Below are 23,021 nucleotides of genomic sequence, written 5' to 3'. Positions count from 1 at the left end.
TTCCCATGCTCGATACCGTCAAAGCCAAATCGCAAACAGAGACCGCGACGCCGCATCCGCTCGATCCACTGACGGCCGAGGAGATCACCGCCACCTGCACGCTGGTGCGCGCCGCCGTGACCTCATCGGAGAACTGCCGCTTCCCGACAGTCCGGTTGGAGGAGCCGACCAAGCATGAGCTGGCCGCAGGCGGCGTAGGGCGCCGCGCCTTCGCGTTGACGCTCGACGTCACCACGGGCGAGGCGATCGAGCATATCGTTGATCTCGGCCGTGGCGAGATCGTCGGCCGCAAGATCATCCCGAACCGCGAGGCACCTTACGGGCAGCCGCCGGTAATGCTGGAAGAGTTCTTCAAGTGCGAGGCCGTGGTGAAGACCGATCCGGGCTGGCGGGCGGCGATGGTGCGGCGCGGGCTCTCCGACAAGGACATCGAGCTGGTCCAGGTCGATCCGTTCTCGTCGGGTTTCTTCGACAAGGAGTTCGAGCGTGGCGCCCGTATCGTGCGGGCCATCAGCTATTTTCGCGAGCACCTTCAGGACAACGGCTATGCGCACCCGATCGAAGGCGTGGTCGCTGTCGTTGACCTGATCGGCGGCAAGGTCATCGACCTCACGGATGTGGATCCGATCGTGCCGATTCCGCGCAAGAAGCGGAACTACGGCGCGCATGAGCTGACCAATCCGCGCGCCGGCATCAAGCCGCTGCATATCGAGCAGCCGGAAGGTGCGAGCTTTCAGGTCGATGGCTGGAAGGTCGACTGGCAGAAATGGAGCTTTCGCATCGGCTTCACGCCGCGCGAGGGCCTCGTGCTGCATCAGCTCGCCTACCAGGACGGCGCGCGCAGGCGCTCTCTGATCCATCGCGCCAGCGTCACCGAGATGGTGGTGCCTTACGCCGATCCGACCGCGAACCATTTCTGGAAGTCGGCGTTCGATGCCGGCGAATACGGCCTCGGCATGCTTGCGAACGCGCTCGAGCTCGGCTGCGACTGTCTCGGCAACATCCGCTATTTCGACGTGCCCGCCGCCGACAACAAGGGCGAGCCCTTCGTCATGCAGAACGCCATCTGCATGCATGAGGAAGACTACGGGATCGCCTGGAAACACTATGAGTTCCGCAACGGCCTGTTCGAGGTCCGCCGCTCGCGGCGGCTCGTGATCTCGTTTTTTGCGACCGTCGGAAATTACGACTACGGCTTCTACTGGTATCTCTACCAGGACGGCACGATCCAGCTGGAGACCAAGCTCACCGGCATCATCCAGACCGCCGCGGTGCCATCAGGCGAGACATACAAATGGGGCGGCATGGTCGACGACAATCTGGGCGGACCGACGCACCAGCACTTCTTCAACGTGCGCCTGCACATGGATCTCGACGGCGGCGGCAACACCGTCACCGAGCACGATTTTGTGCCGCGGCCCTGGGGTGACGACAATCCGCACGGCAACGTCTTCGACACCACGACGCGGGTGCTGTCGCGCGAGCATGACGCGGCGGGCATCGCCAACGGCCAAACCGGCCGGTTCTGGAAGATCAGCAATCCCAACGAGACCAACTCGGTCGGCAATGCTCCCGCTTACAAGCTCGTCGTCAATCCGAGCCCGCTGATGCTGGCGCAGGAGGGCAGTTACGTGCGCAAGCGCGGCGGCTTCGCCACCAAGCATGTCTGGGTGACTGCATTCGATCCGGCCGAGAAATACGCGAGCGGCGATTATCCCAACGTCCATGCCGGCGGCGATGGCCTGCCACGTTATGCCGCGAAGGACCGCAACATCGAGAATGCCGACATCGTGCTGTGGCACTCTTTCGGCCACACCCATGTCTGCAAGCCCGAGGACTTTCCGATCATGCCGGTGGAATATGCCGGCTTCCTGCTGAAGCCGACCGGCTTTTTCGCCGCCAATGCGGCCGGCGACATCCCGCCGGACCGCAACAGCCGCAGCGTGCTGGCACGCGCGAGCAACACCGCCGACGAATCCTGTTGCCGCGCCAGTAAGTCATAGAGTCCGATCGGGCTCGATCGGATTTTTCGGTAGCGCCAAGCGCGTCGGTCGTTGGCGATTCTCGCGCGGTAGCAAGCTGATCGCTTCCAGCCATTGCCGAATGGTGAGGGAGTGTTTCTATCTAGAAGCATTCCAAATGTGGAGCACGACGACTGCGTGGCACCGTGCGCGGCAATTCGGCATGAGCGCATTCGTCGCACGCGCTGCGCACGCCTCTGGAGAGATTCTAACTTCGTTCCTATCGCACTCGCAAACCGCCTGAGTTAGGGCGGGGCACCAAAAACGATACCGGCAAAGCCGGCAGTGCGTGGGGCCTCGAAAGACGTGACCGACTACCAACTTTCTTCGCGTGAGGGCACGCGTCGTCGACAGATTCGGATGCTGCTCCTCGGAGCGGTCAGCACATTCTCGCTCGTGGTTCCCTTTGGTTCCGTGGAGGCGCAGACGCAGATTCCCGCTGTCACCGTCGATGCGCCGGTTAAGCGCGCCCGTCCTGCGGCGGTTGCCTCATCGCGCAGGGCCGCGACACGCACCTCTCGCGCCAATCGTCGCTCATCTGCGCAACCAGCCACCCCAACTCAGTCGGCCTCATCGAACGGCGCGACGGGCGAGCGTGCCAATGGTCCGGTGCGCGGTTTCGTCGCCACGCGAAGCGGCACGGCCACCAAGACCGACACACCGCTGATCGAAACCCCGCAGTCGGTCTCCGTCGTCACCACCGACCAGGTCAGGAACCAGGGCGCGGTCTCGATCGGCGAGGCGCTGCGCTACACCGCCGGTGTCAGCGGCGACGTCAATGGCGGCTCGGACACCCGCTTCGGCGCTCTCCAGATCCGCGGCTTCGACACGACCATGTCGGGTCTCTACGTCGACGGCCTGCGGATCCCCTCGAGCAACTATGTGCACTTCAATGGCCTCGATCCCTACGGGGCCGAGCGCCTGGAGGTGCTCAAGGGACCGTCATCGGCGATGTATGGCGGCAGCGGCACCGGCGGCATTCTCAACTACGTGACAAAACTGCCGACGGCGCAGCAGTTCGGCGAGGTCTCGATCTCCGGCGGCAGCTTCAACCGCTATCAGGGCCAGTTCGACATGGGCGGCGCCGCCAACAAGGAAGGCACCGTGCTGTGGCGCCTCACCGGCGTCGTCCGCGACGGCCAGACCCAGGTCGACTTCACCAAGGACAACCGCGTCTTCATCGCGCCCGCCGTCACGTTCAAGCCGAACGAGGACACCACCATAACGCTGCTGGCCAACTACCAGCGCGACCGGGCAGGGTGGGGCCTTCAGTTCCTGCCGGCCTCGGGCACGGTGTGGCCGAACAACGGCCGCACCATCCCGGTCTCGTTCTTCGCGGGCGTGCCGAGCTTCAACGCGTTCAACACCGAGATCGCGACCGCCGGCTATCAGCTGTCGCACAATTTCACCGACAACATCACGTTCCGGCAGAACCTGCGCTACGCCTATCAGCACAACGAGGAAAAGACTTTCTACGGCACCGGATACACCGACGAGGCGGCGGGGCAGCTCGGGCGTTTCGGCAGCTACAGCAACTCGTACATCAACTCCTTCGCGGTGGACAATCAGCTCCAGGGCAAGTTCAATACCGGCATCCTCAGCCATACCACGCTGGTCGGGCTCGACTATCGCAACACCACGTTTCGGGATACGGCCTTTGCCGTCACGACCTCGGCGCCGGAGATCAACGTCTTCAACCCGGTCTACAGCTACGACTGGGCTCTCGGCGGCATGTACGACAACAAAGGCATCAAGCAGTCGCAGCTCGGCCTCTATGCGCAGGACCAGATCAAGCTCGGCCGGCTGTCATTCCAGCTCGGCGGCCGCCAGGACTTCGTGACGACGCAGCTCGACACCAATCTGCCCCCGGCCGACACGTCGACCTCGAAGGACGCCTCGGCCTTCACCGGCCGCGCTGCCGTCATGTACAATTTCGACAACGGCATCGCGCCCTATTTCAGCTATTCCGAGTCGTTTCTGCCGCAGCTCGCGACCAGCCCGTCCGGACAGATGCTCGATCCCGAGACCGGCGTGCAGTACGAGGTGGGCGTCAAGTATCAACCGCTCGGCTGGAATGCGCTGTTCACCTTCGCCGCCTTCGACCTGACGCGTGACAACGTCGCTGTGTACGTTCCTGCAACCACCTTTTACGAACAGATCGGGCAGGTGAAGTCGCGCGGTATCGAGCTCGAAGGCTCGATGTCGCTCGCCGACGGCTGGAACCTGCGCGCGGCCTACGCCTATATCGATGCCATGGTCACGCAAGATCCGGTCAATGTCGGCAAGGCGCCGGTCACCGTGCCGCTCAACCGCGCCTCGCTGTGGAGCGACTACACGCTTCAGAACGGCATGCTGGCGGGCTTGCAGTTCGGCGGCGGCGTTCGCTATGTCGGCGCGACCTGGGGCGATGATGCCAATACGTTCAAGGTGGGATCGGCCACAGTGCTGGATGCGCTTCTTGCCTATACCCGTGACAATTGGCGGCTGTCGCTGAACGTCACCAATCTTGCGGACACGCGCTATGTCGCGGCGTGCTACGGCCTTTCGGGCTGCATGTATGCCGAGGGACGGAAAGCCATCGGCAAGCTGACTTATCGCTGGTGAAATCGAAGACGATCCGGCGATGGCGAGCCGGACCTGCTGGATGAGAGTGCAAGACGATGAGAGCGATATTCGGCAAGCTGCATCGCTGGGCGGGACTGCTCACGGCCGGATTCCTGTTCTTCTCCGGCATCACCGGGGCGATCATCTCCTGGGATCACGAGATCGACGACGTCCTGAACAGCCATCTGTTCGACGTCTCGACCAAAGGCCCGGCGATTCCCTCGATCGAGCTCGCCAAGATGATCGAGCAGCGCGATCCCCGCGCGCGCGTCGTCTACCTCTTCATGACGCCGGAGGAGGGCCATTCGCTGTGGTTCTTCGTCATGCCGCGGATCGATCCGGCGACCGGCAAGCGCTACGCCCTCGACTACAATCAGGTGTTCCTCGATCCCAACACCGGCGCGGAGCTGGGCCGGCGCTATTGGGGCGCGGTCTGGCCCGTCACGCGGGAAAACTTCGTCTCGTTTCTCTACAAGCTGCACTACACGATGCACATTCCAGAGTTCTGGGGCAGCGATCGCTGGGGCATGCGCGTGCTCGGCGTGATCGCCATCATCTGGACCATCGATTGTTTCGTCGGCTTCTATCTGACGCTGCCTTCGCGCAGGCGGGCCAAGGCGGCGCGGGCGCCTGTTGTCACGCGCCAGCTCGAGCGCGGCTTCTGGGCGCGATGGGCGCCGGCCTGGACCATCAAGACCTCCGGCAGCGCCTACCGGATCAATTTCGACATCCACCGCGCCTTCAGTCTCTGGACCTGGGGCGTGCTGTTCGTCATCGCCTTCACGGCGTTCTCGCTGAACCTCTATTTCGAGGTGTTCTCGCCTTTGATGAAGATGGTCTCGAACTACACGCCGACACCCTATGAGCAGCGGCCGTATCGCGATCTCGACGATCCCATCGAGCCCAAGGTCATCTTCGCCGACATCGCCGCCCGCGCTGCCGCCGACGGCAAGGCGCGAGGGTGGACGATCCCTGTCGGCTCGGTCAATTACGGCCCGGCCCATGGCGTCTATGCCGCCGCCTTCTTCCACCCCGGCGACGACCACGGCGCCGGCGGCGTCGGCCCGGCCCAGCTCTATTACGACAGCGAGGACGGCCGCCCGATCGGCGAGCGGCTGCCCTGGGTCGGTACTGCCGCCGACATCTTCGTCCAGGCACAATTTCCGCTGCATTCGGGCCGCATCGTCGGACTGTTCGGCCGCATCCTGATCTCGATCATGGGGCTCGTGGTCGCCGCACTCTCGGTGACCGGCGTCGTGATCTGGTGGCGCAAACGCCGCGCCCGGGTCCGCGTGCGCGAGACCGCGGCCATGCGCCTGGATCGGCAGCTGACGCCGGCGGAGTAGGGCTCCCCGCACGGTCGTTGCGGATGAACCTTCACGCCTTTAGGCAGCACAAAGACTGGAGATCGCTCCAAGTCCGCGGACATCGAATGAAATCGCTTGCCTTGCTCTGCCTGCTCGTCCTGGCGACGCCCGTCCATGCCGCCACGCCCGAGCAGCACTATCTCGACCTGCGCGATCGCTACATCGCAAAATTCTCGAGTGCCAAGGAGAGCGACGAGATCTACAAGCAGCATGACGCCGCCCTGAAGGAGCTTGCAGGCGCCTTGCGCGGCCTGGTGGGACCGGTCACGATCAAGGGGCTTCCGGCAGAGGGCAAGTCGAACGTCGATACGCTGTTCAAGAGTGATATCGGCTTCGGCCATCTCGACGGGCTCAGTTTCGCCTCGGAAGGCTACAAGATCCAAGCCGTCGTAACCACGAGCACGCTTCTGGCGCACTGGCTGCGCGAGCATCGCGAGGACGGCATGCCGCAGGAGAGCGGCGCCGCGTTCAAGTCCGACCGCTTCTATTATCAGGCGATCCAGGACGCCGCGTTCGCCAAATATGCCGAGCTGCCGATCACAAACCCAGCATCCGCAAGTGCCGTGGTCGCCGTGCTCGGCGTGCGCGGCAATGGCGGGCTCAAGGGACCGCCGGATGAAATCGACGTCGTCGCGACCAAGGGCGACAAGGTCTACTTCCTCGCCACATCGAACGCCGTGAAGACGGCTGAAATCCCGGCCTGCGAGCGCGTGTGGAAGCAGATGATGGCGAAACCCGTCAACAAGAAGGACCCGCGCGGCGACATGGCCCGCGAGGATCAGGCCATGGACGCCTACACGAAATGCTTCGCCAAGGAAGCGCCGAGCCAGAGCTGGTACGCAGCGGCGGTCAAGAAGGCGCAGAGCCAGTTGGAGCTGCTGCCACTGCAGTAGCGCGCAGGTTACGCCGACAATTCGACCGATTGACCGGCCCCATCGATCAGATGCACACGGTCGATGTCGACATGCGGCAAGAGCGATCGAATCTTATCTTCCGACATCAGACTGAACGCCGTCGACAATGCATCCGCGGCGGTGGCGCTGCGGGACACGGTCGTCACGCTGCGATAGCGGTGGGCGCAGCCGCCCGATCTGGGATCGAACAAATGGTTGAAGCGCGCCCTGGAATCGAACTGGCAGCCGTAGCCGCCCGAGGTGGACACGGCGCGGTCGACGATCGGCAGCACCGTCTTCGTGCGGCCCACAATGTCGGGATCGGCGATGCCGATCTCCCAGGGCAGTCCGTCCGGACGCGCGCCGATCGCGCGGGCCTCGCCCATGTCGACCAGGCTGCGAGAGATGCCGTGCGCACGCAGCAGGTCGACCACCTTGTCCGTGACGTAGCCTTGCGCGATCCCGTTCAGGGTGACGGTCATGCCCTTAGGCATCACGATCCGGTCGCGGTTGATCGACAGCCGGCTGCTGCCGATGCGCGCGAGCGCGGCCTCGATCGCGGCTGCCGCAGGACCGGCCGGGTCCGCGTCATCTCGCGCGAAATGGCTGGCGTAGAGATCCCACAGCGGCTGCACCGTGACATCGAACAGACCGCCCGTCAGCGTGGAATAGTGCTGCGAGGTCGATAGCAGATCGACCATTTCGGCGGCGGGATCGATCAGGACACCGGTCCGGTTCAGCGCGACCAGGGCGGAATCGTTCAGGTAAAGGCTGAACAGCCGCTCGAGCCGCCGCGCCTCGGCGCAGGCCAGCGAGATCAGCCGCTCCGCCCGGCTGCGGTCTTCGTCGTGGATCTCCATCGTGGCCACCGCGCCCAGCATCGTGCCACGCCAGGTCACCGGCGCGACCTCTGCACGAGCGGGGTGTCCTGGAGATAGCGCGCCGAGACCTGCCGCTGCGGCGCTGATCCGGATGAAGCGTCGGCGCGTCAGTGTTCGCGTCATGGCGTCCTCCTCGATCGTTCGCCCGGCGGGGCTTCGGCCGCTTCGTCGGCAGCACCGGCGCCGGCGGCATTCGCCGACGTCAAGACATAGTCCCGGGGCACCTCGTCGAAGCCGACGATCCTGCCGCCGTTTTCTCCGGCGAACTTCTCCGCCGCCGCCCGGTCCGAGAACGGAACGACCTCGTCGCCGCCCATGCCACTTTTGACCCGGCTCTCGATCACGTACAGCGCCTTGCGCGCCTCGATCCAGTTGTCGGCGCCGGGCTTGTCCCAGTCCGGCGCCTTGCCCATGTCGGACACGTAGATCGCCTGAATGTCCTTGGGCTCGTCCGGCAGCATGGTGAAGGCGATTGTGTCCCGCACGGACGAGAACCACACGGGCTCCATGAGGCTCGCGGCGAAGACATGGCCCTTCGGTCCCGGGTGCTCGAGCACGTTCATGCCGCAGTAATGGCCGATGTCTTCCGCGGTCATCCGATGCGGCGACGGGATCTTCGCGGCCTGCTTCTCGTTGCAGCCCGCGAGCGCGAGCGGCACGAGCAAGGCGAAGAGGATCGTTCGGCGCCTCATAGCTCCCTCCGCGAGAAGGCGAGCGCGGCCAGTCCCAGCGGCAGCAGCGTCCAGCAGAGCAGGGCGGTCAGAAGAACCGGTATCGTCAGGGATGTGGTTTGGGCAAGGCCAGCCATGCCGGCGAAGGTGCTGACATTGGCGAACCCGGTCAGGTTGATCAGCCGGTAGGCATCGGTCGGATTCGACAGCAGCATGGCGTTGAGCACGCTCGCCGAGATACTGCGTCCCTGGTCGAGTGCAAGCACGCCCAGTAGCGCCATGTCGTAGATCAGCACCAGCAGCAGCCACAACCCGATGCAGATGCCGGCCGCCGTTCCGCGGTCGCGCACGAGCGCGCTGACCAGATATCCAATGGCGACGAAAGCGGCGCCGAGCAGCACCGAGGAACCCACCATCGCCGCGAACGCCAGGAAGCTGTCGCTATCGATCTGGCTGCCCGTCGCCGCCAGCGCTCCGACCGCCGCGCCGTAGCCGAGGCAGGTCGCAAAAGCGAGGACGGCGAGGTGGCCTAAGAACTTGCCGAGCAGCACCTGCCATCGCGCGACCGGATAGCTCAGCAGCAACAGCATCGTCCCACGTTCCATCTCGCCGACGATGGCATCATGGGAAATCAGAAGCGCGATGAGCGGAACGAGAAAGATCGTCAGGCTCGACAGGCTGACGACGACCACGTCCAGGGTGCGAACGCCGACGTTCCCGGTCGGTGCGCTACCGAGAAAGGTCAGTGACAGCGCAAGCCCGGCGAGCAGGAGCGTTGCGGCAAGCACCCAGCGATTGCGGATGGCCTGGTGGATTTCCTTCGCGGCGATGATCAGGACATTCATGGCGCCTGCTCCGATTGCCGGAGGAAATGAGCATAGAGCTCGTCGAGTGTGGGCGGGACCACGTCGACGTCCTCGACCGAATTGCCGGCGGCCGTCGCGCGATGCAGAAGCTCGATCTTCCGCTCCGGCGCGGCGTCGATCTCGACGATGTGGCCATTCAGACGGCGGCAGGCCGCGTCGTTGGGCGCCCAGGGCGGCATCTCGCTCGAGGCGAGGCCAGCCACCTTGAGGCGTATCCTGGTGGGCAGCCGGGCGAGGCGACGCAACTCGTCGATCGATCCGTCCGCGACCTTGATGCCGCGGTTCATGATGATGACCCGGCCGGCGCGCTCCTCCAGCTCGGTCAGCGCATGCGACGACAGCAGCACGGTCGCGCCGCGAGCCGCGAGCCGCTCGATGATGTCGTAGAAGGTCTGCCGCAGCTCCGGATCAAGACCGGTGGTCGGCTCGTCCAGCAGCAGCACGCGCGGCTCGCCAAGCAGTGCCTGCGCGAGCCCTAGCCGCTGACGCATGCCCTTCGAATAGGTGTTGACCCGGCGGCGGCTGGCGGCCCCCAGTCCGACCGCGTCGAGCAGCTCCAGCGCCTTGGCAACCGGCTCTCGCTTCAGCCTGGCGTAGAAGGCCTGTGTCTCGCGGCCAGTGAGGGCAGGGTCGAAGGAGACGTTTTCCGGCAGGTAGCCGAGCTGCCGTCGGCCTGCGAATTCGCCGGCGGCGGGATTGTCTCCGAGAACCTCGATGGCGCCGCTGGTCGGACGGATCAACCCGAGCATGAGCTTCATGAGCGTGGTCTTGCCGGCGCCGTTGTGCCCGATCAAGGCGACCAACTCGCCCTGGCCAAGCGTGAACGACGCACCGCGCACGGCCTCGACCCGGCCAAACACCTTGGCGACGTCGCTGACACGTACCGTGCTGGTCATCGTGTTTCCTTCACCGGGGTCCGCGGCGGCGACACCAGCGGATGGCTGTCGACCACGCCGCCCGGCAGCAGCGCGGGAAACTGTGCCTGCGCCCAGCGGATCACCTGGACGGCGGGGCTGTTGATCAGGACCTTCGCAGCCGGCGCCGTCCACAGCACGCGATCGATGAGATCGTTCGGCCGGTACGCCGTGTCGGCGATTCCATCGCCATTGAGGTCGAATGCTGGATTGTCGCTCCAGTAGTTGCCGCGCCCCCCGGTCGACCAGTCGAGGTGCCGGGTGCCGACATATTTCACCTGGTTGGCGTTGCTGACGAAGGCGTTGCCGGTGATCTCGTTGCCTTCGGAGCCGGCCGTGAAGTGCACGCCGATGGCGCAGCGCTCGAACCAATTGTTGCGGAATTTGTTGTGATTGGTGTTGTAGATGAACACGCATTTCTCCGGGCCACTCTTGAGAGTGGTCTCCCGTGCCTGCTGCGGAAGCATGCCCCGCTCGTCGGCGGGACCGTCCTCCGCCCTCTGTGTCATCGAGCCGAGCGGGCCGCCCGTGACCCGGTTGTCCTCGATCTGAGCATAGTTCGCGTAGTTGAAGAGCATCCCATAGTCGCGATCGTGATCGGAGGAGTTGCCGCGGATCACCAGACGGTTCGAATACATGATGGCATAACCGACATGGTTGCCGATCGAAACGTTGCCGCTGATCTCGCTGTCGTTGGTGTACATGTAGTGGACGGCGAAACGAACCTGCTCGAAGCGATTGTCGATGAAGCGGTCCTTGCTGCTGGAGATCGAGAAGATGCCGTCGCGGCCGTAGCGGAACATGTTGTTCGCGATGGTGACGTCGGGCGCATTCCACAGCGAGATGCCGTTGCCTGCCTCGCTGAGACGCCCGCCGCGCAGTCCCTCGATCTCGTTGCGAACGACCCGGGAGCCCCTGGCGCCGTGCACGTAGACGCCGAACAGGTTTCCCACCAGGTGGTTGTCCTCGATCTTGGCGCGCTCGGCGGTCTTTTGCAGGAAGATCCCGGAATTCATCTCCTGCAGGTCGCGGCCGGATGCCCGGATGGTCACGCCGCGGATTATGACGTCGGGCGCGCTGACGGTGATGACGTTGCCGGAGCCGTCGCCGTCGAGCACCGCGCCTCGGCTCCCGACCAGCTCCAGGGGACGGTCGATCCGGATCGAGCCGTGATATTCGCCGGGAGCAAGCTCGATGACGTCGCCGGCGCGCGCGCCATCCAGCACCGCTTGCAGCGGCTGCCCAGGCGCAGCCGTGAATGTCTCCGCATCAGCGAAGCCGGACAGTCCGGCGGCGACCAGCGCCGCCGGAAACATGCGTAACAACAGACCCACGAGGTCGCTCCGATCAGACCGACTTCAAACCGATTTGGGCTCGACGAACATTCGGCCTTTCATCTCCATGTGCATGGCGTGGCAGAACCAGGAGCAATAGTACCAGTAAACTCCGGGCTTGTTCGCCGTGAACGAGACGGACGCGGTCGCCATCGGCGCCACTTCCATCTGGATGCCGTAATTCACGATGCAGAAGCCGTGCGTGAGGTCCTCGACCGCGTCGATATTCGTGATGAAGACGGTGACCTCGTCACCTTGCTTGACCTGGAATTCCTCCAGACCAAACGCCGGCGCGGTCGACGTCATGTAGACGCGCACCTTGTTGCCGTCGCGAATGACCTTCGAATCCCCTTCAAGATTGATGCCGTCCACCTTGGCCTGCTTGACCGCATCGGCAAACATCGGATCCGCGCGATCCCAGATCGAGATCGGGTTGATCTTGGAGCGATGGACGATGGTCGCGTCGTGCGGCTCGGCGAAGCTCGGGCCGTCATGCACGAGCTTCATCTGATCGCCCGAAATGTCGATCAGCTGATCGTTCTCCGGCTTGAGCGGTCCGACGTTCAGGAAGCGGTCCTTCGAGAACTTGTTCAGCGAGATGAGCCATTTTCCATCCGCCTCCTTGGTCTGACCCATCGAGGTATGGTTGTGGCCCGGCTGGTAATGCACGTCGAGCTTCTGGATGATGGGATTGACCTTCTCACCCTTGAAAGCCCGCTTGGCGAGGTCGATGTTCCACTTGCAGACCTGGCTGTCGAGGAACAGGGTGGTGTAGGCGTTGCCCTTGCCGTCATAGGCGGTGTGCAGCGGGCCGAGGCCAAGCTCCGGCTCTGCGACGACGACGTCGCGCGGCTTGATCTTGTCATCGAACAACTGGTCGAACAGGCGGACGTCCATCACGGTCACGGTGGGCGAGAGCTTTCCGGCCGCCACGATATGGATGCCGTCCGGAGCCGTGTTCATGCCGTGCGGATTGTTCGAGACCGGGACGTAACGCGTGTAGGGCGAGCCCTTGCGTCCGTCGATCACGGGCACGCCGTTCATTTCCTTGAAGTCGCCCTTCTTCACGGCCTCTTCGATCCGCTTGAGGTTGAAGAGCACGACCCAGTCCTGCTCGCTGGCGGTCATCTCGGCCAGCGTGACGCCTTCCTCGCCGTTGTAGCAGGTCGCGAAGGCGTACTTGCCTTGATAGTCGGCGTCGACGTTGTCGAGGTTGCCGCTGACGATCACCTGCCAGGCCACCTTCATGGTGTCGCCGTCGATCGCACTGAAGATGGAGCGATATTGTTTGGAGTCGTTGAGGATCTTGCCGTCGTTCGGCAGCGGCACTCCATCTTCGCCATTGGCGAACACATAACCGGTCCGAGGATATTTCTGCACCCTCAAACCGTGCACCGTATGCTGGTTCGGCAGCTCGATGATCTTGTCGCACTTCATCACGTCGAGCCGCACCCGCGCGACGCGGCTGTTGGCCTTGTCGTTCATGAAGGCGTAGCGCCCGTCATAGGTGCCGTCCGTGAACGAAATATGGGGGTGGTGGAGGTCGCCGTTCATGTAGGTGCCGCCGCGATCCTTGAGGAATTCGCGGGTCGCGGGCTGCAGCCCCTCGGTCAGAACCTTGAGGCTTTCATTGGTCTGGCCCCAGCCGGTCGCGCTGCAGCGGTTGAACACCGGAACACGCATCAATTCGCGCATCGACGGAAGGCCGACGATGCGCATCTCGCCGGACTGGCCGCTCGAGAAGAACACGTAATATTCGTCGAGCTCGCCGGGCGCGACCTCGGTCTTCAGCACGGCCGACCGGGCAGGAGGGGCCTTCGGTGCAGCCGCCTTGGTCTGCGCATCCGCAGACGAGACGAAACCGCCGTCCTTCATCGCCGCTCCGCCAGCCAGGCCCACGCCCGCTGCGGCCGCCGTCGTTCCCAGCACAGTTCGTCGGCTGACGCCCTTTGCCTTTTCGTTCTCGCTCATGATTGCCTCCTCGGCTTCCAGTTCAGTTAGGGGGTGGAGAGTTGACGGGTGAAGCGCCGACAGGCTTGCCGCCAGCGGTGATGACGGTCGCGGGACCCTTGCCGCCTGAGCGCATCGCGGGCGAGGACATCGCCGCGAACTTCTCGCGCTTGAGCCGCACCTGGATCATGTGCGGGCAGCGGTGATCGTCGTAATAGAGTTCCTGACAATGCATGCAGTAGATGCACTCATTGACGTTGATGTGCCCCTCGGGATGGATCGACTGCACCGGGCATTCCTTGGCGCAGCGTTGGCAGGGTGACCCGCATTCTTCCCAGCGGCGGAGCCATTCGAACGTCCTGATGCGGCCGGGGATCGCGAGCGCGGCGCCGAGCGGGCAGAGGTAGCGGCAGAAGAAGCGTTCGATGAAGAGTCCAATGACGAGCAGGGCGACTGCGTAGGCCACGAACGGCCAGCTTCGCGAAAACTTCAGGATGATCGCGGTCTTGAACGGTTCGACCTCGGCGAACCGCTCGGCCATCTCGACCGAATAGAGCGACAGGCCGAACAGACCGAGGAAGATGATGTACTTGATCGGCCATAGACGTTCGTGCAGCCCCCACGGCACCGTTACCTGCGGCACCTTCAGCCATTTCGCGGCCGTGTTGGTGAGCTCCTGGAGCGCACCAAAGGGACACAGCCAGCCGCAAAACGGGCCGCGGCCCCAGAACAGAAGCCCGCCGGCCGTTGCAGCCCACAGAATGAAGATCAGCGGAGCGGCGAGGAAAAATTCCCAGCGGAAGCCCGTCACCAGCGCATTGGTAAAGGTGACGACGTTGACCACGGAGAGCTGCGCGTTGGCGTACCAGCCAAGCCAGACCAGAACGAGGGCGAGATAGCCCCGCCGCACCCAGGTGTAGAACACCGGGCGGCGCACGAGCAGATTCTGGAAGAAGAAGATGCCGGTGAGGGTGGCCAGCATGAACGCGGTGATGCCGATCGAGACGGTGCTCGACCGCCAGATCCGCATCCACAACGGCTCGTCTGCATCCAGGGGCGGGGCGGACGCAGCGGTGGCCTGCTGCGAGGCCGGAGGCGCCGCGCTCTCCGGTACCGTCACCGCACGCTGCTCGCGGCGTATATAACTGTCGGGCAGGGTGTAGCCTAGATTGAAAGTCAGGAACGCCTTGTCGCGGCCGCCGAGGCTGCGTTGCACCAGCAATTGAAGCTGCCACGGCTGCGTCGGATCCAGGGTGAACTCAGGCGGGGTGACGAACAGGCCGATTTCCCTGAACTCGGGCGCGCCAACAGCGTCCAGTGCGCCGAGACGGGTGTGGTTGCGGTCGCGGAAGCGGGTGCTGTTGCCTTCCTGCAGGATTTCGATGCGATCGAAGATACCGCCGCGGACGTAGGCTGAACCCTTGAAGGAGTAGGGGCCGTTGCCGGCAACGACGATGGCCTGCTGCCCGGGCTTCAGGCTGTCCTTCAGCCGCTGATAGCCGTCGGCGCCAAGCAGGCTGCGGCCGATCGTGGGCGCGGTCACGAGCGCCACGTAGAGGTCGATGAAGGTATCGCTCGCGTCACCCGGTTCGGGATACTGGCCCGCCGCGGCGCTGCCGGACTTCGCAAAGGCTTCGTTGATATCGCCGATGCCGAGATGAAGCCGGCGCACCGAGCCATCGCCGACGAGACTCTCCCAGTCGCGCACTTCACTGCGCTCGAGATCGAGCGTCTTGATGACAGGGGGAAGGGCCGCCGAAGCCGCCGCGCCGTCACCGCCACCGACGCGACCGCTCCGAATGAGCTTTGACGCCGCGCGGACGACACTGTCGCCCATCACCAGCACGGTGACGGTCGCGCCGCTCACGATATCGACCTGCGGCGGTTTCTCTGCACCACTTGCGACCGGCTTCATGTCCTTGCCGATCAGGGAGTTCATGGCGGCGACGATGCGCGCTTCCGGAATGCCGACCAGCACGATCGGCTCCTTGTGATCGACGAGCTTGATGCCGGTGATGACGCCTTTCGGATCGATCCCGGCCAGCAAGTGAATCGGTTTGCCCGAGTACCCGACGGAGTTCGCGAAATCGGAGTTGAGGAAAACGAATCCCTGGAGCTGGTCGCCGCGGTACACTGGTACGATGGGCGGATCGCCTTGCGGCGGGCCGAAACGATCCGCATCGGGGAAAAATTCGGCAGGCGTAAGCTTCGGCAGGTATGTTGGTAAGTCACCGGCGGCGCATGCGGGCGAGATGTACGCCAGACATATCAGCAGCAAGCCCGCAAGCGCTAGCGCTGCACGCCTTGTGAAGGCGGTATCGTCATCCGGTCGCTTCAACATATCGATTCAAATGCGATCTGCGCGACCCACCGGGACGCGCGGGCCTTGAGATTCTTCTTCGATGATTTGTCGTCGCTGACGTGTCAAAGTCATCGCGCGTGCCCACATCTGTCAAGGCCAGCAAAAATATTTGTATTCGCGCTGAGCTGAATCAGAAGCCTGCATTTGGAGTCCTTGCCATGCCATTCCTGCGCACTTCATTGCTGAGCGCTGAGCCCGCAGGTGTATTGCAATCGCTCGATGAACTCTTTGCGCTAGCGCATGCAATGGAGCAGGAGGCAGCCAAAAGGTATGATGCTCTTGCTGAAGACATGCGCGGGCAGGGCAAGGATGATCTCGCTGACGTGTTCACGAAGCTCGCGGCCGCCGAGCGCGAGCATGTCGACAGCGTCACACGCTGGTCGCAATCGCGGCGCGGCAAGAGCCCGGATTCAGCTCTGGTGCGCTGGGAGGCGCCGGAGACGCTCGATCCGGAAGCTGCCGCCCAGGTGAGAACGTCCCGCTTGATGACGCCGTACCGCGCGCTTGCGATGGCCGTCCGCAACGAGGAGCGCGCCTTTGCGTTCTGGTCCTATCTCGCCGCCTACTCCGATGATCCCGATATCAAGAAGGCGTCCGAGGCGATGGCCAAGGAAGAGCTCGGCCATGTCGCCACGCTGCGGAAGGAGAGGCGCCGTGCCTATCATCGCGAGCACGAACGGAGCGGCGCCGAGGCATCGTCCGTGCCTCTGCGGCAAATTGATGCGCAAAGGCTCGAGCTTCGCCTGGTCATGCAGCTCGGCGACATGGAACAACGCCTGAGCGGGCCAGCAGCAATCCGGACCCGGGACATTCGCCAGCAGACGATCGAGATGGCCGACGCCACCGTGGGCCTCGGGAGCTATCCGGCATCCATGGAGCACAAAGGTCCGCTGGAGATCGCCGAAGCGCTGGTCGACGGCTACCTCGACGGCGCCGAGCGGTCGAGCGACGCGGCCCACCTGGAAAGCCTGCAGCAACTTGCCGAGCGCGCGATCTCACGGCTGGCATGGCTGCGATCGCTTTCGGCGGAGTGACGCGCTGCTGCACTCCAGAACCGCATAGCCGCACGGCCGGGGCAGTGGCCGCACGTCCTTCGCCGGCGGAACAGACGCACCGGTTTGGCGACAGGGGCTCAGTTCAGGCGAGATCCGACAGGCGGGTCGCAAGCGGATATAGCCTAATCTATAATTCGCATAAGGTATATTATGGAATATATTTATATACAATCAGATCAGTTATTTAGACGGAATTCCTGTCACCGCACCTTCGCCGAAGCGCGATTTTCAGTCCGGGCCTCGATGCCGCCCCGGTTCTCGACCGCTACTGTGCATGGGGTTGTTTTTCAGATTTTGAATCCGGCCCATCTCTGCGAAAGCCGATATTGCCGTGACCTTGTCCGGCTGCAATAAGCGAGGCCTCGCGAGATCGCAGATGACCTTCAGGCCTTCCGTCCGTATAGGTTTGCGGCTCAGAACAACAACAAACTTCCGAGGAAGCAGACCCATGAGTTTTTCCCGACGCACGCTTCTCAAGGCCTCCGCCGCGACCGCGGTCCTGGGCGGCATCGGTGCGCCCCATGTGGCCCGCGCCCAGAGCGCCGAGTTCACCTACAAATACGCCAACAACCTGCCGGACACCCATCCGCTGAACGTACGCGCCAAGGAGATGGCGGCGGCGATCAAGACCGAGACCAACGGCAAGTTCGACCTCCAGATCTTCCCGAACAACCAACTCGGGTCCGACACCGACATGCTGAGCCAGATCCGCTCCGGCGGCGTCGAGTTCTTCACGCTGTCGGGCCTGATCCTGTCGACCCTGGTGCCGGCGGCCTCCATCAACGGCATCGGCTTCGCGTTCCCGGACTACGACACGGTCTGGAAGGCCATGGACGGCGACCTCGGCGCCCATGTCCGCGGCGAGATCAAGAAGGCCGGCCTCGAGGTCATGGACAAGATCTGGGACAACGGCTTCCGCCAGACCACCTCGTCGAGCAAGCCGGTCACCGGGCCTGATGACCTCAAGGGCTTCAAGATCCGCGTGCCGGTGTCGCCGCTGTGGACCTCGATGTTCAAGGCGTTCGACGCGGCGCCGGCCTCGATCAATTTCAGCGAGGTCTATTCGGCGCTCCAGACCAAGATTGTCGAAGGCCAGGAGAACCCGCTGGCGATCATCTCGACTGCCAAGCTCTACGAGGTGCAGAAGTACTGCTCGCTGACCAACCACATGTGGGACGGCTTCTGGTTCCTGGCCAACCGCCGCGCCTGGGAGAAGCTGCCGCAGGACGTGCGTACCGTCGTCGCCAGGAACATCAACGCCGCTGCCGTCAAGGAGCGTGAGGACACCGCCAAGCTCAACGCCAATCTGCAGCAGGAGCTCGCGGCCAAGGGCCTGACCTTCAATCAGCCCACGGTCGCGCCGTTCCGCGACAAGCTGCGGACCGCCGGCTTCTATGCCGAGTGGAAGGGCAAGTATGGCGATCAGGCCTGGGACCTCCTGGAAAAGGCCGTCGGCAAGCTGTCATAACGCGTTGGGGCCATCATGGCTCACGTCGAGGTCGAGGTGACCGGAGTGGTGGGCGAGGCGGCGTTTCAGTCCCCTCGCCGACCTTCCTTGCTGGCTTCGCTCGAGCGCGCGCTCGGTCTCGTCGTCGAAATCCCGGCGGCGATCCTGGTCGTTGCCGAGATCGTGATCCTGTTTGCAGGCGTAGTCGCGCGCTACGGCCTGCACCGGCCGCTGATCTGGTCGGACGAGCTCGCCTCGATCCTGTTCCTGTGGCTGGCCATGCTGGGCGCAGCGGTGGCGTTCCGCCGCTCCGAGCACATGCGCATGACCGCGATCGTCGCCAGCGCCACGCCTGCCATGCGGGCCTATCTCGATCTGGTCGCGACCTCGGCGGCGCTGGCGTTCCTGATCCTGATCGTCTGGCCCGCCTGCGACTACGCCTATGAGGAAAGCTACATCACGACGCCGGCGCTGCAGATCTCCAATATGTGGCGCGCCGCCGCGCTGCCGGCCGGAATCGGGCTGATGGCGGTCTTTGCCTTGCTGCGGCTGCTGCGCGCGGCCGATTACCGGATGGTCGCAGCCGCCGTCGTCAGCGTTGCCGTCATCATCGGCCTGTTCTGGCTGGCGGAGCCGTTGCTGCGGCCGCTCGGCAATCTCAACCTCGTCATCTTCTTCGTCGGCGTCGCCGGCTTCTGCGTCTTCGCCGGCGTTCCCATTGCCTTCGGCTTCGGCCTTGCGATCTTCGGCTATCTCGCGCTGACCACGCGCACGCCGGTCATGGTGCTGGTCGGGCGGATGGACGAGGGCATGAGCCACCTCATCCTGCTCTCGGTGCCGCTGTTCGTGTTCCTGGGGCTCCTGATCGAGATGACCGGCATGGCGCGGGCCATGGTGGCGTTCCTGGCGAGCCTGCTCGGCCATGTCCGCGGCGGCCTGCATTATGTGCTGGTCGGCGCCATGTACCTGGTCTCGGGCATATCCGGCGCCAAGGCCGCGGACATGGCGGCCGTTGCGCCCGTGCTGTTTCCGGAGATGAAGCAGCGCGGCGCCAAGCCCGGCGATCTCGTCGCGCTGCTGGCGGCCACCGGAGCCCAAACCGAAACCATTCCGCCGAGCCTCGTGCTGATCACGATCGGCTCGGTGACGGGCGTCTCGATCGCCGCCCTGTTCACCGGCGGCCTGCTGCCCGGCGTCGTGCTCGCGATCACGCTCTGCATGCTGGTATGGTGGCGCTACCGCCACGAGGACATGAGTCACGTGCGCCGCGCCAGCGGTGGCGAGATCGGCAAGACCTTCGTCATCGCCCTGCCCGCGCTCGCGCTGCCCTTCGTGATCCGCTACGCCGTCGTCGAGGGCATCGCGACCGCGACCGAGGTCTCCACCATCGGCATCGTCTATGGCGCCTTGGTCGGCCTCCTCGTCTACCGCCGCTTCGACTGGTCGCGTCTGTTCCCGATGCTGGTCGAGACCGCGGCGCTGTCGGGCGCCATCCTGCTGATCATCGGCACGGCGACCGGCATGGCCTGGGGCCTGACCCAATCCGGCTTCTCGCGCTCGCTGGCGGCGGCCATGACCGGACTGCCCGGGGGAGCGGCGACCTTCATCGCCGTCTCGATCCTGGCCTTCACCATCCTCGGCAGCGTGCTGGAGGGCATCCCGGCGATCGTGCTGTTCGGCCCACTGCTGTTTCCGATCGCCCGGGCCGTCGGCGTGCACGAGGTGCACTACGCCATGGTGATCATTCTCGCCATGGGCATCGGACTATTCGCCCCGCCCTTCGGTGTCGGCTATTATGCTGCCTGCGCCATCGGACGCGTCGATCCGGCCGAGGGCATCCGCCCGATCTGGGGCTATCTGCTGGCGCTGCTGGTGGGATTGATCATCGTCGCGATCTTCCCGTGGATCTCGATCGGATTCCTTTGAGGCGTTTGACGGAGGGTGTCGATGAGTGAGCGGCAGAACCAGTACAATATCGGCCTCGACAAGACGCCTGCCAATTACGTGCCGCTGAGCCCGTTAAGCTTCCTCGCGCGCAGCGCCGCCGTGTATCCCGATCATGTCAGCACGGTCTACGAGGGCCGCAGCTTCACCTGGGCGCAGACCTATGAGCGCTGCAAGCGTTTTGCGTCCTGGCTCGCGCGCAAGGGCATCGGCGTCGGCGACACCGTGGCGGCGATGCTGCCGAACATCCCGGCGATGAACGAGGCGCATTTTGCCGTGCCCATGACCGGCGCCGTTCTCAACGCGCTGAACATCCGCCTCGATGCGCCTTCGATCGCGTTTCAGCTCGACCATGGCGGCGCGAAGATCATCCTGGTCGATCCCGAGTTTTCGGGCGTCATAAGTGACGCGCTGGCGCAGATGAGCGGGCCAAAGCCATTCGTCGTCGACGTCGACGACGCATCATTCAAAGGCGGCAGTCGCATCGGCGAGATCGAATATGAAGCCGCAGTCGCGGAAGGCGATCCTGCGTTCACGGCGATTCCGCCGCAGGACGAGTGGGACGCGATCGCGCTGAGCTACACCTCGGGCACGACCGGCAATCCGAAGGGCGTCGTCACCCATCATCGCGGCGCCTATCTGAACGCCGTCAGCAACATCCTTGCCGGCAATCTCGGCCAGCATCCGGTCTATCTCTGGACGCTGCCGATGTTCCACTGCAACGGCTGGTGCTTTCCCTGGACCATCGCCGCTGCCGCCGGCATCAATGTCTGCCTGCGCAAGGTCGAGCCGACCAGGATCTTCGAGCTGATCAAGCAGCACGGCGTCACCCACATGTGCGGCGCGCCGATCGTCTACAACACGCTGATCAACGCACCCGACGCGCCCAAAGGCAACGCCGCGCGCCGCGTCGTCGGCCTGATCGCCGGCGCTGCACCGCCGGTCGCGGTGCTCGAAGGTGCAGAGAGCATCGGCATCAAGCTGACCCATGTCTACGGCCTGACCGAGGTCTACGGCCCCGCTTCCGTCTGCGCCGAGCAGCCCGGCTGGGATGAGCTTCCGCCTGCTGAACGCGCACGCATGAAGCGCCGGCAGGGCGTGCCCTACCCGCTCGAGGAAGGCGTCACCGTCATCGATCCGCAGACGATGCAAGAGGTGCCGCGCGACGGCGAGACCATCGGCGAGGTCATGTTCCGCGGCAACATCGTGATGAAGGGCTATCTCAAGAACGAGGCGGCGACCAAGGAAGCATTCGAAGGCGGCTGGTTTCACACCGGCGATCTCGGCGTACTTGACGAGCACGGCTACGTCATCATCAAGGACCGCTCCAAGGACATCATCATTTCCGGCGGCGAGAACATCTCCTCCGTCGAGGTCGAGGACATCCTCTACAAGCATCCGGCCGTGCTGTTTGCCGCCGTGGTTGCAAAGCCCGATCCGAAATGGGGCGAAGTGCCCTGCGCCTTCGTCGAGTTGAAGGACGGCGCCAGCGCGAGCGAAGCCGACATCATCGCGTTCTGCCGCAAACACATGTCGGGCTTCAAGACGCCGAAGGCCGTCGTGTTCGGGCCGATCCCGAAAACGTCCACGGGCAAGATCCAAAAGTTCCTGCTGCGCAACGAAGTGGGATCAGTGAAGGCGATCTCGGCCTGAATATCGTCTGAGAGTCTTCCGCCCGCACGAGCACGTGGCGGGCGGAAGACATCAGTCCTCACATCTTCTTGTAGGCGTCGACGACGGCTTGGCCATCGGCCCCCGCCTTCTTGAGCCAGTCGGTCGTGAGCTGTTCGCCGATCTTCTGGAAGCCGGCCTTCAACGCCGGGCTCGGCGGCTCGACGGTCATGCCTTTGGCCTTGAGCTGATCGATGTACCAGGTGCTCTTGTCCTGCCAGGCCTTCCAGCCGCGGGTCTCCGCCGTTGCCGCCGCCTTCAGGATGGCCTCCTGGGTCGGCTTGTCGAGCGCGTCGAACGCGGCCTTGTTGACGAAAGTGTAGTCCTTGGGAATCCAGGCCTGCACGTCATAGAAATACTTCAGCGACTCCCACGCCTTCGCGTCGTAGCCCGTCCCGCCCGACGACATGAAGGAATTCACCACGCCGGTCGCGAGCGCCTGTGGCAATTCCGCGGCCTGGATCGTGACCGACTGCGCACCGACCAGCTCGCCGATGCGCGAGGTTCCGACATTGTAGGCCCGCCATTTCAAACCCTTCATGTCTTCGATCGTGGCGAGCGGCTTGTTGACATAGACCCCCTGCGGCGCCCACGGCACGACGAACAGCAGCTTGAGACCCTGCGCATCGAGCTTCTTGGCGATCGCAGGCTTGGAAGCCTGATACAGTTTCATCGCGTCCGGGAAGCTGGTCGCCAGGAACGGTACGACGTCGATGCCGAAGATCGGGTCCTCGTTCTCGTGGATCGAGAGCAGCACCTCGCCCATCTGCGCCTGCCCGGTCATCACCGCGCGCTTGATGTCCGGTGCCTTGAACAGCGAGGCGCCGGGATGAACCGTGATCTGGAGCTTTCCGGACGTGGCGGCTTCGACGTCCTTGGCGAAGGCGACCAGGTTTTCGGAGTGCGGATTGTCGGCGGGATACGCTGCCGGCAGATTCCATTTGGTCTGAGCCAAAGCGGGTGTCGCGGCAACGACCACGCCGGCGGCCAAGAATGCGCGAAACAAACGAGACATCATCAGGCTTCTCCTCACAGTCAATT

Annotated in this window: 16 protein-coding genes; 8 read left to right on the top strand and 8 right to left on the bottom strand. The window is 64.1% G+C overall.

The annotated features are described in order from the left end of the window. Nucleotides 1-5: 5 nt before the first annotated feature. The 4 genes from GA0061098_RS13050 (at nucleotide 6) to GA0061098_RS13035 (ending at nucleotide 6,885) form a co-directional block, all read left to right on the top strand. Nucleotides 6-2,003, top strand: coding sequence for a primary-amine oxidase (locus tag GA0061098_RS13050; RefSeq protein ID WP_091956702.1), 1,998 nt, complete (start codon nucleotides 6-8; stop codon nucleotides 2,001-2,003). Between the two features lie 627 nt (nucleotides 2,004-2,630). Beyond that, nucleotides 2,631-4,625, top strand: coding sequence for a TonB-dependent siderophore receptor (locus GA0061098_RS13045; RefSeq protein WP_165637331.1), 1,995 nt, complete (start codon nucleotides 2,631-2,633; stop codon nucleotides 4,623-4,625). 56 nt (nucleotides 4,626-4,681) lie between these two features. Beyond that, complete coding sequence (fsrB, locus tag GA0061098_RS13040) at nucleotides 4,682-5,971, top strand: siderophore utilization protein FsrB (RefSeq protein ID WP_091956700.1); 1,290 nt, start codon at nucleotides 4,682-4,684, stop codon at nucleotides 5,969-5,971. 86 nt (nucleotides 5,972-6,057) lie between these two features. Then, nucleotides 6,058-6,885 (top strand): hypothetical protein, encoded by an 828-nt coding sequence (locus tag GA0061098_RS13035; protein ID WP_091956699.1) that lies wholly within the window; start codon nucleotides 6,058-6,060, stop codon nucleotides 6,883-6,885. Nucleotides 6,886-6,893: 8 nt separating this feature from the next. Here the strand turns inward: GA0061098_RS13035 and GA0061098_RS13030 are convergent, their stop codons facing one another. From GA0061098_RS13030 to GA0061098_RS13000, 7 genes are read right to left on the bottom strand one after another with little or no spacing between them, the layout of a single operon-like run. Next, nucleotides 6,894-7,889 (bottom strand): FAD:protein FMN transferase, encoded by a 996-nt coding sequence (locus GA0061098_RS13030; RefSeq protein ID WP_091956698.1) that lies wholly within the window; start codon nucleotides 7,887-7,889, stop codon nucleotides 6,894-6,896. Beyond that, nucleotides 7,886-8,458 carry a nitrous oxide reductase accessory protein NosL gene (locus GA0061098_RS13025; protein WP_091956697.1) on the bottom strand — a complete coding sequence of 191 codons (573 nt, stop codon included), beginning with the start codon at nucleotides 8,456-8,458 and terminating at the stop codon, nucleotides 7,886-7,888. The genes GA0061098_RS13030 and GA0061098_RS13025 overlap by 4 nt, the downstream gene beginning before the upstream one ends. Continuing rightward, nucleotides 8,455-9,282: an ABC transporter permease subunit gene (locus GA0061098_RS13020; RefSeq protein WP_091956696.1), complete on the bottom strand. Its 828-nt coding sequence runs from the start codon at nucleotides 9,280-9,282 to the stop codon at nucleotides 8,455-8,457. The genes GA0061098_RS13025 and GA0061098_RS13020 overlap by 4 nt, the downstream gene beginning before the upstream one ends. Further along, the gene (locus GA0061098_RS13015) at nucleotides 9,279-10,199 is read right to left on the bottom strand and encodes an ABC transporter ATP-binding protein (protein ID WP_091956695.1); all 921 of its coding nucleotides are present in this window, start codon (nucleotides 10,197-10,199) and stop codon (nucleotides 9,279-9,281) included. Before GA0061098_RS13015 ends, GA0061098_RS13020 begins: the two co-directional genes overlap by 4 nt. Next, a complete protein-coding gene (locus GA0061098_RS13010; RefSeq protein ID WP_091956694.1) occupies nucleotides 10,196-11,551 on the bottom strand; it encodes a nitrous oxide reductase family maturation protein NosD in 1,356 nt (451 codons plus the stop codon). The genes GA0061098_RS13015 and GA0061098_RS13010 overlap by 4 nt, the downstream gene beginning before the upstream one ends. Nucleotides 11,552-11,575: 24 nt before the next feature. Next, a complete protein-coding gene (nosZ, locus tag GA0061098_RS13005; RefSeq protein WP_091956693.1) occupies nucleotides 11,576-13,522 on the bottom strand; it encodes a TAT-dependent nitrous-oxide reductase in 1,947 nt (648 codons plus the stop codon). 22 nt (nucleotides 13,523-13,544) lie between these two features. Continuing rightward, a complete protein-coding gene (locus GA0061098_RS13000) occupies nucleotides 13,545-15,842 on the bottom strand; it encodes a NosR/NirI family protein (protein WP_091956692.1) in 2,298 nt (765 codons plus the stop codon). Between the two features lie 179 nt (nucleotides 15,843-16,021). Between GA0061098_RS13000 and GA0061098_RS12995 the strand changes: the two genes are divergently transcribed. The 4 genes from GA0061098_RS12995 to GA0061098_RS12980 all read left to right on the top strand — a co-directional run bounded on the left by GA0061098_RS12995 (nucleotide 16,022) and on the right by GA0061098_RS12980 (nucleotide 21,962). Next, nucleotides 16,022-16,897 (top strand): ferritin-like domain-containing protein, encoded by an 876-nt coding sequence (locus GA0061098_RS12995; RefSeq protein WP_091956691.1) that lies wholly within the window; start codon nucleotides 16,022-16,024, stop codon nucleotides 16,895-16,897. Nucleotides 16,898-17,366: 469 nt separating this feature from the next. Beyond that, on the top strand, nucleotides 17,367-18,386 hold the full coding sequence (locus GA0061098_RS12990; protein ID WP_091956690.1) for a TRAP transporter substrate-binding protein: 1,020 nt from the start codon (nucleotides 17,367-17,369) through the stop codon (nucleotides 18,384-18,386). Nucleotides 18,387-18,401: 15 nt separating this feature from the next. Beyond that, nucleotides 18,402-20,291 (top strand): TRAP transporter large permease, encoded by a 1,890-nt coding sequence (locus GA0061098_RS12985; protein WP_091956689.1) that lies wholly within the window; start codon nucleotides 18,402-18,404, stop codon nucleotides 20,289-20,291. A gap of 21 nt (nucleotides 20,292-20,312) precedes the next feature. Continuing rightward, on the top strand, nucleotides 20,313-21,962 hold the full coding sequence (locus GA0061098_RS12980; protein WP_165637330.1) for an acyl-CoA synthetase: 1,650 nt from the start codon (nucleotides 20,313-20,315) through the stop codon (nucleotides 21,960-21,962). Between the two features lie 58 nt (nucleotides 21,963-22,020). On the opposite strand, the gene GA0061098_RS12975 is transcribed toward GA0061098_RS12980, so the two are convergent. Further along, a complete protein-coding gene (locus GA0061098_RS12975; protein WP_091956687.1) occupies nucleotides 22,021-22,998 on the bottom strand; it encodes a TRAP transporter substrate-binding protein in 978 nt (325 codons plus the stop codon). Nucleotides 22,999-23,021: the final 23 nt, after the last annotated feature.

Origin of the sequence: Bradyrhizobium shewense, from assembly GCF_900094605.1 — a bacterium.
In the GTDB taxonomy this organism is placed as follows: domain Bacteria; phylum Pseudomonadota; class Alphaproteobacteria; order Rhizobiales; family Xanthobacteraceae; genus Bradyrhizobium; species Bradyrhizobium shewense.
Note: the sequence above shows the minus strand (reverse complement) of the source record. Positions and strands in the feature narration are given on the sequence as shown.